Here is a 13,981-nt window from a genome sequence, read left to right as displayed (position 1 = left end):
ACCTTTATCAAACAGCGTTAGGCTATTGTCGGGTGTTTGCTCTATCAGCTGCTCAGCGAGCGTCATTTCATTAGCCGCAACGGCGTCAAAGGCGGATGCGGTCAATAAGTGACTTGTGAGTTCCATTTGACAGACCATACGAATTTGAGGAAAAGCCGATTCGCGTTTGTCATTGTGCAACTTACCAAATGCATCATTGTTAGCTGGCGTGTCTTCTGCACGCCACACCACGCCATCAACGCCAAGTAAGGTTAATCCACACCAGTTTGGATGTGGTGTGTCTTGATGCCAACGGGATTGAGTCATATTAAAGATATGACGAATAGATTCCGAGCCTAAACGCTGTCTTGCTTGAACAATCGCACTAGGAGCTACAAAAGGTTTCTTACTTGGTAATACAATATCAAGACGATTAATGACCTGAGTCATAGGCATATCTCGAAACAATGCGCTGCCAATCACACTCCAGACCATTAGCTCAAGAGGTAGCCTGCGCTTCCTGAGTGTTGCGACCCCAGACTCTGCAAGTGCTTGTTGTATTAAAGACTCATCCAGTATTTCCGACAAGCTGTGAATATTAGAATCGATAAATGATGAAATATTGGCGAAGCTATGATTAAGGGGCATAAAAAAATCCGATGACCTGTGATCATCGGATTTTGATCCTATTATGCCAAATGTCAATTGCTTAACTGATCGGCATTGAAGCAATGCTTGGCTTTTTTATTCATGACTTACAAGCTTTCGCTGTACTCAGTCATGACTTGTTCAACCCAGCTTGCGATACGCTCATCGCTAAGCTCGTATTGACTGTCCTCATCAAGGGCTAAGCCAACAAATTGTTTGCCATCTTCAGTGAGTGCTTTTGAAGCCTCAAATTCATAACTTGCATCGTTAGGCCATTTGCCTAACAAGGTAATGCTTTGATCACAAATTTCATCGTGTAACATGCCAAGTGCATCTTGGAACCACTGACCATAACCTTGTTGATCGCCCATACCAAACAGAGCCACGGTTTTGCCGTTTAGGTTAACATCTTTAATGTCGTCCCAGATTGATTCCCAATCTTCTTGCAACTCACCAAAATCCCAAGTTGAAATGCCGAAGATCACGAAATCAAATTGCTCTGCATTTTTTAATGGCTCATCTTTGATATTGTGAAGGCTCACGATGTCGTGACCAATAATATCGCGAATTTTCTCTGCCGCTATTTCTGTGTAGCAGGTTGTAGAACCATAAAATAAACCAATCTGCATCGTATTTATCACTGTGTATTTGCCTGATATGATAGGCGTAAGTTTACCGTAAGGTATAATCAATTGATACCTTGATAAGGATGAGAGTACGCGTGGCTGATAATAATTCACAAGCCCAAAAAGGTGTAATAACAGCAAATAACGCCGAACATTTAGAGTTATTTTTAGATACGCTGTATCTTGAGCAGGGAGTCAGCGAAAATACACTCGCCGCTTATCGCAGTGACCTTGAAAAGTTTTGCCAATTTTTAAAAGATAAAGACCTACTGGCTGTCCGCTCAGATGATATTGAAGCGTATTTAGCATACCGTGTTGATTTAGGACTGAAGTCGCGCAGTACAGCGCGAAGCATCAGTGCACTTAAGCGTTTTTATCAGTATTTTGTACGCGAAAAAGCCATTGCCGATTCGCCGATGGTCAATATTGCTCAGCCAAAAGCTGGGCAGTCATTACCAAAAACACTGTCAGAAGCCGAAGTCGAAGCTTTGCTTGCAGCCCCAGACATAGAAGATGCAATGGGGCTTCGTGATAAAGCTATGCTTGAGCTGTTATATGCTACTGGGCTTCGTGTTACAGAGCTAGTAGGACTCAGAATGGAGCAAATTAATTTGCGCCAAGCGGTGGTCTTTGTAAAAGGTAAGGGTAATAAAGAGCGTTTAGTTCCCTTAGGCGAAGAAGCAATGTACTGGCTTGAGCAGTTTTTAAAAGTGGGTCGTTCGCAAATGATTAAACATGCCACTGACTTTGTGTTCCCATCAAAGCGCGGGATTGGCATGACACGACAAACTTTTTGGCATCGCATCAAACACTATGCTATTTTGGCATCAGTTGAATCGCCGTTATCACCGCATACGCTCAGACACGCGTTTGCAACGCATTTGCTTAATCATGGGGCGGACCTTAGAGTCGTGCAAATGATGTTAGGTCACAGTGACTTATCAACAACACAAATTTATACCCATGTAGCGAATGAAAGATTGAAGTCGGTACACGAGCAACATCATCCACGTGCTTAGTGCAAGATTTTTAAAGATGTACCGGTCTATATAAAAAATGATCAGGATATAGGATATTTATGAAAAAGTTAGTTTTAGCCACAGCACTACTAGGCACAAGCTTAAATGTGTTTGCCAATGGCGTATCAACAACAGACGCTGCTGATGCCCCTATCATTGCTAAGTTTGCTGAATTAGGCGTAACCGTTAAGCAAATCAACCCAAGCCCAGTGGCAGGTCTTAAAGAACTAATTACTGACAAAGGTGTGTTGTACGCAAGCCCTGACGGTCAATTTCTAATGCAAGGAACACTGATTGACCTTAATAATCGAGTTAATTTAACAGAGCATGCTCTAAGTGACGTTCGTAAAGAAGGTGTTGCTGAGTACGAAGACTCAATGATCGTTTACAAAGCGAAAGACGAAAAGCATTCGATCACAGTCTTTACCGATATCACCTGTGGTTATTGTCGTAAATTACACCGTGAACTTGATGACTTCTTAGATGCGGGTATCACGGTTAAATACCTTGCTTTCCCACGTGGTGGTTTACGTGGTAAAGGTTACCAAGATTTAATGAATGTATGGTGTGCTAAAGACCCTGCTGAAGCATTAACAGAAGCAAAAGCGGGTGCAGAAGTCGCTGTCGTGCCTGGTTGTAACGCACCAATTGCAGAGCACTACCAACTAGGTCAAAGCTTTGGAATGTCGGGCACACCGGCAATTATTTTAGAAGATGGTACCATGATCCCTGGTTATCAATCAGCTGCGCAAATTAGCCAAGCGCTTGATGCTTTACCAAAAACATCTTCATAACTGATTTTTTTAACGAAAAGGCCTATTTGTCGTAGGCCTTTTTTATTTGTCTTAAGCAAAGAAGTACCATTTCCGACATGGAAAAAATAATTCAAGCTCGTCCTCATGTTGATGATTCGCATTTACCACACCATTTACATCCTGTAATTAAGCAAATATATGCGACTCGGCAGGTGCAAAGTGCCACTGAACTCGATAATAGCGCTGCAACATTACATGACTTTAAGCTGTTTAAAGATATCGACAAAGCTGTTGTGCTATTACAACAAGCCCTCGCGGATCAAAGTCGCGTGTTAATCGTCGGTGACTTTGATGCCGACGGTGCAACCAGCACAGCAACCTTAATGCAAGGTCTTGCTATGTTCGGCTTAAAGAACCTTGATTACTTGGTACCAGACAGATTCAGCCTAGGTTATGGCCTAAGCCCCGCACTTGCTGAGCAAATAGTAACCATGCAACCCGAGCTTGTGATCACCGTTGATAACGGTATTTCATGTATCGATGGCATTGCCATTGTAAAGCAAGCAGGTATTAAGGTGCTGGTAACTGATCATCATTTACAAGGTGAAGCCCTACCAAATGCAGATGCTATCGTGAATCCGAATCGCCATGACTGTCAGTTTCCATCGAAATCGATAGCAGGCGTTGGGGTGGCTTTTTATCTGCTCATTGCTTTACGTAGCCACTTACGTGAACAAGGGTACTTTCAGCAAAATCCAATGCCAAATTTGGCTGAGTTACTTGATATTGTAGCCCTTGGTACCGTTGCCGATGTGGTCGCGCTTGATGCCAATAACCGAACCTTAGTTCATCAAGGTTTAGCACGTATTCGCAGTGGTAAAACACGCCCTGGTATTAGTGCTCTCATTGAAGTGGCAAATCGCAATGCGGCCCGTTTAAGTGCCAGTGACTTTGGCTTTTCATTGGCACCACGCTTAAATGCAGCTGGGCGTTTAGATGATATGAGTTTAGGTATAGCCTGTTTGTTATCAAGCGATATAAACCAAGCTCGCCGTATTGCCAGTGAGCTCGACAGCCTCAATCATGAGCGCCGTGAAATAGAGCAGGGTATGCAAACTGAAGCACAAGCGGTGCTTGATCGTTTAGCATTTAAAACCGAGTCAGTGCCTGATGCCATTTGTTTATACCAAGCTGATTGGCACCAAGGTGTGATTGGTATTTTGGCTGGCCGCTTAAAAGAAAAGTATCACCGCCCGACGATTATTTTTGCAGCTGGCGATAACGGCGAAATAAAAGGCTCTTGCCGCTCTATTGAAGGGCTACATATGCGTGATTTGCTTGAGCGAGTAAATACACTCTACCCGCATTTGATCAGTAAATTTGGTGGCCATGCCATGGCAGCGGGGCTGAGTATCAATGAGCAGTGTTTTACTGAATTTAAAACCGTGTTTGAGCAAATGGTGACAGACACACTCACTGAAGAGCATAAGCAAAGTATTTTACTTACCGATGGTGAATTACCTAATGAGTGCTTTTCGATGGAGTTTGCAAACCAGCTAAAAAATGCCGGCCCCTGGGGTCAGCAATTTCCAGAGCCAGTGTTTGAACATGTATTCGAAGTAATACAGCAGCGCATTGTCGGTGAAAAACACTTAAAACTAGTTTTAAAACATCAGTCTGGACGATTAGTTGATGGCATTGCATTTGGGGTTGATGTGCGTGCATGGCCAGATACCGAAGTGCGTTATGTGAAAGCTGCTTATCAACTCGATATAAATGAATTCCGTGGTAAATTCTCGTTACAGTTGATTATTCGAGAGCTACAAAAAGCGACATAAAAATATCGTTATAATCGACATAAAAGGCTAATAAAACGCTCGGTTTTTTGTTAAAATCGGGCGTTTTTAATATTTGTAGATAATTTACCGTATTTATTGTCGATATCGGTGCGCGGTAAATCAGCCATTTTGGAGTAATGTACATGTTTGAAGTGAATCCTGTGATTAATCAAATCAAGGAAATTCGCGAACGTACTGAACTGCTTCGGGGGTACCTTTGACTACCCTCTTAAGAAAGAGCGGTTAGAAGAAGTTAACGCAGAACTTGAAGATTCAGCAGTGTGGAATGAGCCAGAGCGAGCTCAAGCACTTGGCCGTGAAAAGTCGGCACTCGAAGCTATTGTTGAGACCATTGATAATCTAGTGTCTGGTACCGAAGATGTTGAAGGTTTAGTTGAGCTTGCTGTTGAAGCAGAAGATGAAGAAACCTTCGCTGAAGCTGAAGCTGAATTAGGCGATTTAAACGCACAGCTTGAAAAGCTAGAGTTCCGTCGTATGTTCTCAGGCGACCATGACCAAAACGATGCTTACCTTGATTTACAATCAGGCTCTGGCGGCACTGAAGCCCAAGACTGGTGCAACATGCTACTGCGTATGTATTTACGTTGGGGTGAAGCAAAAGGCTTTAAAGTTGAACTGGTTGAAGCAACGGATGGTGATGTGGCTGGTATCAAAGGCGCAACAGTGCGCTTTGTTGGCGAATATGCATACGGTTGGTTACGTACAGAAACAGGTGTTCACCGTTTAGTGCGTAAGAGCCCGTTCGACTCAAGTGGTCGTCGCCATACCTCGTTTGCATCGGCATTCGTTTACCCAGAAATCGACGATAATATCGAAATTGATATTAATCCGGCAGACTTACGTATTGACGTTTACCGCGCATCAGGCGCAGGTGGTCAGCACGTAAATACAACAGAGTCAGCGGTTCGTATTACTCACATACCAACTAACACTGTTGTACAGTGCCAAAATGAGCGTTCACAGCACAAGAATAAAGACCAAGCAATGAAGCAGTTAAAAGCGAAATTGTTTGAACTTGAAATTCAAAAACAAAATGCTGAAAAACAAAGCCAAGAAGATGCTAAATCTGACATTGGCTGGGGTAGTCAAATTCGTTCATACGTACTTGATGACTCGCGCATTAAAGACTTACGTACTGGCGTTGAAAACCGTAATACACAAGCGGTTCTTGACGGCGACTTAGATAAATTTATTGAAGCCAGCCTTAAATCTGGCCTATAACCACCAAGCTAAAAAAGAGCTAAAAAATGACTGATCAAATCCAAGACGAAAATAAGTTAATCGCTGAGCGTCGTGGCAAATTAGACGCAATCCGCGAAAATTGCCCAGCCAACGGTCATCCAAACCAATTCCGTCGTGAACATTACACGGCTGATTTGCAAGCTGAGTTTGGTGATAAATCGAAAGAAGAATTAGTTGCTGAGCAGCACGTTGTATCTGTAGCAGGTCGTATTCTTGCAAAACGTGGTCCTTTCCTTGCGTTGCAAGACATGAAAGGTCAAATTCAAGCGTACGCATCAAAAGACGTACAAAAAGATTTAAAAGCAAAATACGGTCAACTTGATATCGGTGACATCATCGGTGTTAAAGGCGCACTAAATAAATCAGGTAAAGGTGACCTTTACGTAGAAATGACAGAGTACGAGTTACTGACAAAGTCATTACGTCCGTTACCAGAAAAATTCCATGGTTTATCTGACCAAGAAACTAAATACCGTCAACGTTATGTTGATTTAATTACTAATGATGCGACACGTGAAACTTTCCGTATTCGCTCTAAGGTTGTTGAAGGTATCCGTCGTTTCTTAGCTGATCGTGATTTCATGGAAGTTGAAACACCGATGCTACAAGTGATCCCAGGTGGTGCGTCTGCTCGTCCATTCGTCACACACCACAATGCACTTGATATCGACATGTACTTACGTATTGCCCCTGAACTTTACTTAAAACGTTTAGTTGTAGGTGGCTTTGAGCGTGTATTCGAAATCAACCGTAACTTCCGTAACGAAGGTTTATCAACGCGTCATAACCCAGAATTCACGATGATCGAATTCTACCAAGCATATGCGGATTACATTGACCTGATGAACATTACTGAAGATATGTTACGTACTGTTGCGACAGACGTACTTGGTTCACCAATTGTTGTAAACACAACGAAAGATGAAAATGGTGAAGTGGTTGATTCAGTAGAGTACGACTTTGGACAACCTTTTGCTCGTTTAACAATGAGCGAGGCTATCCTTAAGTACAACCCAGACTTTGATGCTGCGGTATTTAGTGACCCTGAAAACCATTTTGAAGAACTTAAAGCGTACGCGAAGCAAGTACACGTTAAGATCCCAGAAAACTGCGTATGGGGCCCTGGTAAGTTCTTGTGTGAAATCTTCGAAGAGACTGCTGAGCATAAGTTAATTCAACCAACTTTCATTACCGCTTACCCGTGGGAAGTGTCTCCACTTGCGCGCCGTAACGATGAAAACCCATTTGTGACTGACCGTTTCGAATTCTTCGTAGGTGGCCGTGAATTAGCAAATGGTTTCTCTGAGCTTAACGATGCACAAGATCAAGCTGAGCGTTTTGCTCGTCAAGTTGAAGAGAAAGACGCAGGTGATGATGAAGCAATGCACTACGATGAAGATTACATTCGTGCGTTAGAGTACGGCTTACCACCAACAGCGGGTGAGGGTATTGGTATCGATCGTCTAGTGATGTTATTTACTGACTCACCAACAATTAAAGACGTGATCCTATTCCCACACATGCGTCCTCAAGCTGACTAATCAGCTAAATGTTCTGAAAACGCCGCTTTTTAGCGGCGTTTTTGTTATCAGAATTTTCTGATTTTTATTGCTCTCAATTTTTATATTTAATTGTAATTAGCTGATCTAAAAGAAAATGCTGAATTATTTTTCAAACGAAGTTACTAAGTTGTAAAGTTTTTCTACTAATTCTAAGTCCGATAGTATTATTTTTAGACAAGATATGACATCATTACGCCATTCTCTTCAACGTTTAAACGGACTTAATAATAATGACAAAAAAGCCTTCGCAGTCTTCAGTAGAGACAACGCCAAGCGAGCATCAACGTGAAGCTTTTTATCGTGCCTGCATCGCCGAATTCCAACAATTGGGTTATCAAGACCAATACCTAGCCGAATTAACAGATGAACTAATCCCACTGACGGGTCTTGAGCCGTTGAGTGATAAAGAAAAAACGACTAAAGGGTAAACAAAAACGAGTTGTTTTTGTGCGTTGTGGATAATCTATAACCATCTGTACGATTTTCCTTGAAAAGTGTTTGACATATTTCCTGAAGTCTTTATTATACGCCCCACAAGACGGAGAGGTGGCCGAGTGGCCGAAGGCGCTCCCCTGCTAAGGGAGTATAGGGTTTGTAGCTCTATCGAGGGTTCGAATCCCTCCTTCTCCACCATTTTTCTAAAATGGCATGTCTTGAAAGTAATATGTGTGGACGCGTAGCTCAGCTGGATAGAGTACCTGGCTACGAACCAGGCGGTCGGAGGTTCGAATCCTCCCGCGTCCGCCACTTTTTACTTTGACTCTGCATCGAGTATAAACTTGAGTCTCTTGCTAAGAGAATAAATTAGCAATGTTCAAATGTGCGTGTGGACGCGTAGCTCAGCTGGATAGAGTACCTGGCTACGAACCAGGCGGTCGGAGGTTCGAATCCTCCCGCGTCCGCCATATTTGAAACTCACATCGAGTTTAAAGATACAAATTTGGTCGGAGGTTCACTCTTTCAAGAGACGTCCCGAAACCGCCATATTTGAAAGCTCACATCGAGTATAAAGATAAATCATTGCAAGATTATAAAATGCAACTGCGGACGCGTAGCTCAGCTGGATAGAGTACCTGGCTACGAACCAGGCGGTCGGAGGTTCGAATCCTCCCGCGTCCGCCACTTTCTCTTAGAAAGTGATATAAGCCGACAAGCTGTCGGTTTTTTTGTCTTTAAGACATGGTCAATGCGCGACTTAAACATGCAAAACATACTGCGGACGCGTAGCTCAGCTGGATAGAGTACCTGGCTACGAACCAGGCGGTCGGAGGTTCGAATCCTCCCGCGTCCGCCACTTTTCTCTCAAGTAGAGTTAAAGTGACATAAACCGACGAAAGTCGGTTTTTTTGTGCCTGCAATTCGCGTAGGTTTGGTTGTAGGTGCGACTTCAGTCGTGAATAAATATACCGTTTTATTGCACCTTATTATTCTTTAGGCGACTTTGAATCACGCAGCCGGAGGTTCACTGTTTCAAAATACGTCCCGCGTCCGCCTCTTTCTCTTAAGTAGAGTTAAAGTGACATAAACCGACGAAAGTCGGTTTTTTTGTGCCTGCAATTCGCGTAGGTGTGGTTGTAGGAGCGACTTCAGTTGTGAACATCACGCTTCCACACCACAAATTAAATCCCCAACTCAAAATACAAAAAATGCACCCCGTAGGCGTGAAACTTGTTTCGCGCGGATCAAGATACAGTCGCCATAAATGATGACCTCTATCTACCACATCTTGTTATCTATCCCAGAATAACCATTTCTCAATATTAGGTTCATGCTCTGCATTATTTACATTTAACCGACAAAGGGTACAATCTAGCTAATACAATAATAATTAAACCAATATCCCTTGCGCCTATTTCACTTATTCTATTTCTTTTGCATCGTGCTTTGTGCGTTTGCAGTGCAAAGCGAGTCAATTGCATCGCAATCAACATCATTGAACCAACAACAAATCCAAGCACTCAGGTTTGAGTCACCTATTAAAGCTGATTGGATATTTAGTACTTACCAAGAGTCCGTATTTAATTCATCAATTTTGGTCTTAGAAGCAGGTGATAAAAAGGCTCCGCCTTTGTTGCTCGTACATGGTTTAGGCGTATTAGGTATGCAAGATTGGTTTGGGGTTATCCCTGAACTCACTAAGCATTATCATGTTATTGCGATTGATTTACCTGGTTTTGCTCACTCAGAAAACCCCGAAGGGCGTTACTCTCCTCGCAATTATGCTGCTGTACTGGCGGAAGTGGTCGATCACTATATTGCAGAACCAACCTCGGTTGTGGGTCACTCAATGGGTGGCGCGGTCAGTCTGTATTTTGCTGGCAAATACCCGGAGAAACTCAATAAATTGGTGTTAGTCGACGCAGCGGGGATTTTACATAAAGTGGCATTTATAAAGCCTATCTCTAACGTACCTAAGCCTGATATTAGGCTACCTAAATTTCTCTCAACTAAGTTAGCCCAGCTTAATGATTTTACAACCGGACTCATTGAAGAAGGGGCAATTTACTCATATCTTTCAGAGCTATTACAACGTAGTGATGGTGCGTGGAAGCTAGTTATGGGCGAAACACCGAATATGAATGCAGCGCTGAGTTTAGTTGAAGAAGATTTTAGCGAGATTGTTAGCAATCTGAAAATAGAAACACATATTATCTGGGGTGAAGAAGATGCCATTGCTCCATTACGAACTGCAAAAGTATTGAACAGCCAGTTAATTAATAGTGACTTAGCAACTTTGCCTGATGTGGGTCATGTTCCGATGAAGCAACAGCCTAAGCAGTTTTTAGCTTTATTAGATAGTGCTTTAAATGGGGGAGTTCAAAAAGAAGTCAGCGCAGAAGTTTCAGCTAGGCAAATCGAGACATTTCATTGTGAAGATCAACACAGCCGTGAGTTTTCAGGTCACTATCGTCATATGATCATTGAAGACTGTAATAATGTGTTACTTAAAAATGTGGTTGCTGAATCTATTCGTATTAAAGATTCATTAGTGAGATTAGAAAATGTCAGCTTGTCAGGGGCTAAACTCGCTTTGAATATTAAGCGTTCAGTAGTTGAGCTAACCAATGTCACTATTACCGCACAACAAGGCGTAAAACTTAATGAAAGCCGATTTGATGGTGCTGGTATGCAAATCAATGCATCTGAGCATGCAATAAATGTTGTCGATGACAGCAATATTATATTTTCGTTAAGTAGAATCCATAGCCCGATATATCAAGGTTTGGCACATGATGCCATAGAAGTAGAAAAAGGAATTATTGATGACCGCTTTAAATAGCATCCCTTTTGTTAAATTAGCAGCGTGCTCGCTGTTTTGTATCGCTTTACTAAGTGGTTGCAAATCAACAAAGACTGAGCAACAACAATATGCTGATCTACAAGATAGTTTTAGTTATGAAACGTACAGGGGAGTGTCGAATACCAGTGTCGATACCATTGCTTATGGTTATAACAAACTGCAAAAAGAACAGTTAGAGCAAATAGGTGCAATTGAGCCAACACTCACTCATGCCATGATGAGCTACATTTTGAGCCTTGGTGTAAGTAAAGATTTTGCAATTGCTGAAAGCGACTTAGCGCTTGCTAAAGCAACTGATTTGCGGGGTAAGTATTTAGCATATAGTGCTCAGTCTTTGGCTTTTTATAATAAAGGCTGGCGTAAAATGGCTAAACAAAAAGCTGACTTTATTCGCACCGACCCTTTGTTTGCGACAGTGAGCCAGAGCTATCCAAAAGAGCAGCTTATTTCTTACCTCATTCTTGGCAGTGTTGCAGTGCGTGATGGTGACTTGGCGACAGCACAAAACATGTTTTATGTGATAGGTGAGCAGATCGAAAAACCTTGGCTACCAAGCTTAGCAAAAGCGTTAACGGTAGCATTAAATGGCTCAACAATAGACTCATTAATCATGCTAAAAGATATCAGCACAGACCCCTCTTTAAACGGCTATGAACGTGAGAAAATAGCCGAACTGATGGATGTTGCGCAAAGCAAGTTAAGCGATAAAAAGAAGCGTCAAAAAATCACCAGTATTGCCGATGATTTCTTTCTTGACCGCATTAAAGATAAAAGCTCAATATTATATCGTGATTTGATCACTGACTTACAAAAGTACACTGAGCAAGTTCTTTAAAATAAAAAACTCATGCTTAATCGGACTGTGCGTGGCTCAATGGGGTGAAAGTGATTATCTTCTACCCCTTCTGTTGGTTCGCCCGCTAGTCTTGATGAGTAGTAGTAATCAATGTCATGGTCATTACTATCAAACAAGTTAAGTAATTCAAGCTCTGCTTTCCAGTGAGTTTGCTGATAAGCAACTAAACCATTCACCACAGTTAGCGGTTCGGAACGTTTGCTACCATCATCGCTCAGCATACGTTTACCAATATGACGTAGTCGTAATGAGGTTTGCCATTGCTGAGCAAACTGCCAATTAACACCTGCACTTGCAACAACAGGAACGGCTCCTTCAATACGGTCGTTTTGGCTGTCAACGTTTAAACGTGAGTGGGTAAAGGATGCTTCTGCATCTAGGCTTAATGTGTCTGCGAGCCAATAGTAGGCACTCAGCTCTAAACCATAGCGCTGTGATGCATCACTGGCTTCGGTGTTACCTGCATCGCCGACGAAAAGTAATTCTGAATCAAGTTTCAACCACCAAAGTGCCGCGGAGAAGTTAAATTGCTGCTCATCGAAGTAACGCATGCCTACTTCAGCGCCCTCACTCTTGACCAATAAGTCAACGGTGTCTGTTGCTTCAAGTGACACTGGATCTTGGGTAATGGTGGCGCCTCGAGCATCATTTGAATGAAAAGACTGCCCCCAGTTTGCATAACCAGCAAGGTTATCAGTAAATAAGTAAGTTAGACTCGCCTTAAAGCCGAGTAAATCATCATCTGCATCTCCAGAATTTAAACTGTTGTCGCTATCAACGTGAGCATCTAAATAATCATATCTAACACCAAGGGTTGCCTCTAACTGTTGGCTTAAATGAAGTTGTGTTTGCCAGTATGCTGTATAGCTTGTTTCCTCGACACTGTCTTGTCGTACTGTTGAAAGGTACTTTCGGGCTTGTGTATTGTATAGGCCAACTTTATTCACATTATCATGCCGAAGCTCTGTTCCAACGGTATGATTAACGGGAATATCACCTACATTAGCTGTAAATTGATAGCTTAGTGTTCCACCTGAGATAGTGCGATTATCTCGTTGGTTAAACTGATCGCCATTAATTGGATCATTAAGGAAATATGAGAAGTTAGAGTATAAATTTAGCTCGTAGTCGATGAGGTATGCACTTACTGATAAGTTTTGTCCTTGCCAATTTGTCGATAAGCTATACCGACTTGACTCTCCGCCAAGTGTTTTATCGAGTGAGCCAAGCTCTGAAATGATACCTTGCTCAATAGCCCTTTGCGGGATCTGATCTGCTGAATTCCAACTGTTGTCATAAGCCATTGCCGTAATTGATAAGTTACCTTGTTCTGAATCACGACTATAACGTAGCAATGCGTTTTTTTTATTAACGTCTTCATTAATATCCTGCCAAGGCCCATCATAAACTTGCCACTCTGTCGCGCCTACCAGTTTGCCACTACCAATTGAGGTACTCCCTAATGCAACACCTCTATAGAAGTTATCTTCCCCTACAGTGATACTGAGCTGATCATGTTTAGGGTTGTCAGATAAGTGAAAATAAGCACTGCCAGCCGTTGAAAAGTCGCCTTGGCGCACATCATAACTGCCTTTTTGATAACTAACAGTGGCAATTGTTTCTGGAATTATAAAGTTTAAGTCAGTATAGCCTTGCCCATGACCATGACTGCGCATATTGATAGGCATACCATCAATGTTCGTGGCAAAGTCTGTTCCATGATCAAGATTAAAGCCACGAATAAAATATTGATTCGCTTTTCCAGAGCCGCTGTGTTGGGTGACAGCCATGCCGGGAATTAACTCAAGCAATTCAGTAGATCGAAGCATGGGTCTATTTTCTATTTCACCCTGACCAATAATACCGCTAGAGGCGCTTATAGACTCACCAATTAATCCAGTACGGTGACCATAAACCGTTATTTTTTCTATATTAGCAAACGCGTTAAAAGAGCAGCAGAAGGTTACAACACTGATACATAGCTTATTCATTTGAAAGATCCTTATTTGAAAGGTGCTAATCAACAAACGAGTAATTGCTAATATTGGATGCAAAAAACGTTTAAAAAATTGAGTTAATTTGCTTCATGGTCAATTTGTGTTAGATTTAATAAAATATTCCAAAAATAATAACA

11 protein-coding genes and 5 tRNA genes are annotated in these 13,981 nt (G+C 42.2%); 13 read left to right on the top strand and 3 right to left on the bottom strand.

Translation table 11 applies throughout. The features are described 5' to 3' along the window. Together IMPJCBKJ_RS00295 and fldB are read right to left on the bottom strand one after the other, a co-directional pair. Positions 1 to 627 (bottom strand): IS4 family transposase (locus tag IMPJCBKJ_RS00295; RefSeq protein WP_166338107.1); only part of this gene is annotated, 627 nt, incomplete at its 3' end. A gap of 107 nt (positions 628 to 734) precedes the next feature. Next, positions 735 to 1,256 (bottom strand): flavodoxin FldB, encoded by a 522-nt coding sequence (fldB, locus tag IMPJCBKJ_RS00290; RefSeq protein WP_054551247.1) that lies wholly within the window; start codon positions 1,254 to 1,256, stop codon positions 735 to 737. Positions 1,257 to 1,348: 92 nt separating this feature from the next. On the opposite strand from fldB, the gene xerD reads away from it, so the two are divergent. From xerD to IMPJCBKJ_RS00225, 13 genes are all read left to right on the top strand, one after another. Continuing rightward, positions 1,349 to 2,272: a site-specific tyrosine recombinase XerD gene (gene xerD / locus IMPJCBKJ_RS00285; protein ID WP_249364142.1), complete on the top strand. Its 924-nt coding sequence runs from the start codon at positions 1,349 to 1,351 to the stop codon at positions 2,270 to 2,272. 59 nt (positions 2,273 to 2,331) lie between these two features. Continuing rightward, positions 2,332 to 3,066 carry a bifunctional protein-disulfide isomerase/oxidoreductase DsbC gene (dsbC, locus tag IMPJCBKJ_RS00280; protein ID WP_054551249.1) on the top strand — a complete coding sequence of 245 codons (735 nt, stop codon included), beginning with the start codon at positions 2,332 to 2,334 and terminating at the stop codon, positions 3,064 to 3,066. A gap of 77 nt (positions 3,067 to 3,143) precedes the next feature. After that, a complete protein-coding gene (gene recJ / locus IMPJCBKJ_RS00275; RefSeq protein WP_054551250.1) occupies positions 3,144 to 4,865 on the top strand; it encodes a single-stranded-DNA-specific exonuclease RecJ in 1,722 nt (573 codons plus the stop codon). 143 nt (positions 4,866 to 5,008) lie between these two features. Then, positions 5,009 to 6,107, top strand: a protein-coding gene (gene prfB / locus IMPJCBKJ_RS00270; RefSeq protein ID WP_105181232.1) for a peptide chain release factor 2 whose coding sequence is annotated in 2 segments (ribosomal slippage) — positions 5,009 to 5,083 and positions 5,085 to 6,107 — 1,098 coding nt in all. Because the reading frame shifts where the segments join, the coding sequence is not laid out codon by codon here. Between the two features lie 26 nt (positions 6,108 to 6,133). Further along, positions 6,134 to 7,669 carry a lysine--tRNA ligase gene (lysS, locus tag IMPJCBKJ_RS00265; RefSeq protein ID WP_166338105.1) on the top strand — a complete coding sequence of 512 codons (1,536 nt, stop codon included), beginning with the start codon at positions 6,134 to 6,136 and terminating at the stop codon, positions 7,667 to 7,669. 251 nt (positions 7,670 to 7,920) lie between these two features. Next, positions 7,921 to 8,118, top strand: a complete 198-nt coding sequence (locus IMPJCBKJ_RS00260) for a hypothetical protein (RefSeq protein WP_054551252.1) — start codon at positions 7,921 to 7,923, stop codon at positions 8,116 to 8,118. Positions 8,119 to 8,230: 112 nt separating this feature from the next. Beyond that, positions 8,231 to 8,323, top strand: a tRNA-Ser gene (locus IMPJCBKJ_RS00255). Between the two features lie 37 nt (positions 8,324 to 8,360). Beyond that, positions 8,361 to 8,437, top strand: a tRNA-Arg gene (locus tag IMPJCBKJ_RS00250). A gap of 81 nt (positions 8,438 to 8,518) precedes the next feature. Continuing rightward, positions 8,519 to 8,595: transfer RNA gene (locus tag IMPJCBKJ_RS00245), tRNA-Arg, on the top strand. A 140-nt stretch (positions 8,596 to 8,735) separates the two neighbouring features. After that, positions 8,736 to 8,812: transfer RNA gene (locus IMPJCBKJ_RS00240), tRNA-Arg, on the top strand. A 95-nt stretch (positions 8,813 to 8,907) separates the two neighbouring features. Then, positions 8,908 to 8,984: transfer RNA gene (locus tag IMPJCBKJ_RS00235), tRNA-Arg, on the top strand. Between the two features lie 603 nt (positions 8,985 to 9,587). Next, positions 9,588 to 10,970 carry an alpha/beta hydrolase gene (locus tag IMPJCBKJ_RS00230; RefSeq protein WP_166338103.1) on the top strand — a complete coding sequence of 461 codons (1,383 nt, stop codon included), beginning with the start codon at positions 9,588 to 9,590 and terminating at the stop codon, positions 10,968 to 10,970. Continuing rightward, on the top strand, positions 10,954 to 11,826 hold the full coding sequence (locus IMPJCBKJ_RS00225; protein ID WP_166338101.1) for a hypothetical protein: 873 nt from the start codon (positions 10,954 to 10,956) through the stop codon (positions 11,824 to 11,826). The genes IMPJCBKJ_RS00230 and IMPJCBKJ_RS00225 overlap by 17 nt, the downstream gene beginning before the upstream one ends. On the opposite strand, the gene IMPJCBKJ_RS00220 is transcribed toward IMPJCBKJ_RS00225, so the two are convergent. After that, a complete protein-coding gene (locus IMPJCBKJ_RS00220; protein WP_166338099.1) occupies positions 11,823 to 13,838 on the bottom strand; it encodes a TonB-dependent receptor in 2,016 nt (671 codons plus the stop codon). The two genes, IMPJCBKJ_RS00225 and IMPJCBKJ_RS00220, sit on opposite strands and share 4 nt — an antisense overlap. Positions 13,839 to 13,981 lie beyond the last annotated feature (143 nt).

The organism is Pseudoalteromonas sp. MB47 (assembly GCF_011319765.1).
GTDB lineage: Bacteria > Pseudomonadota > Gammaproteobacteria > Enterobacterales > Alteromonadaceae > Pseudoalteromonas > Pseudoalteromonas simplex.
This window is presented reverse-complemented; position numbering and strand designations above follow the sequence as displayed.

What these genes read in the sequence shown, in the direction of transcription:
- recJ (WP_054551250.1), top strand. Translation starts at nt 3,144, where the DNA reads ATGGAAAAAATAATTCAAGCTCGTCCTCATGTTGATGATTCGCATTTA.
- lysS (WP_166338105.1), top strand. Translation starts at nt 6,134, where the DNA reads ATGACTGATCAAATCCAAGACGAAAATAAGTTAATCGCTGAGCGTCGT.
- IMPJCBKJ_RS00220 (WP_166338099.1), bottom strand. Translation starts at nt 13,838, where the DNA reads ATGAATAAGCTATGTATCAGTGTTGTAACCTTCTGCTGCTCTTTTAAC.
- IMPJCBKJ_RS00260 (WP_054551252.1), top strand. Translation starts at nt 7,921, where the DNA reads ATGACAAAAAAGCCTTCGCAGTCTTCAGTAGAGACAACGCCAAGCGAG.
- IMPJCBKJ_RS00225 (WP_166338101.1), top strand. Translation starts at nt 10,954, where the DNA reads ATGACCGCTTTAAATAGCATCCCTTTTGTTAAATTAGCAGCGTGCTCG.
- dsbC (WP_054551249.1), top strand. Translation starts at nt 2,332, where the DNA reads ATGAAAAAGTTAGTTTTAGCCACAGCACTACTAGGCACAAGCTTAAAT.
- fldB (WP_054551247.1), bottom strand. Translation starts at nt 1,256, where the DNA reads ATGCAGATTGGTTTATTTTATGGTTCTACAACCTGCTACACAGAAATA.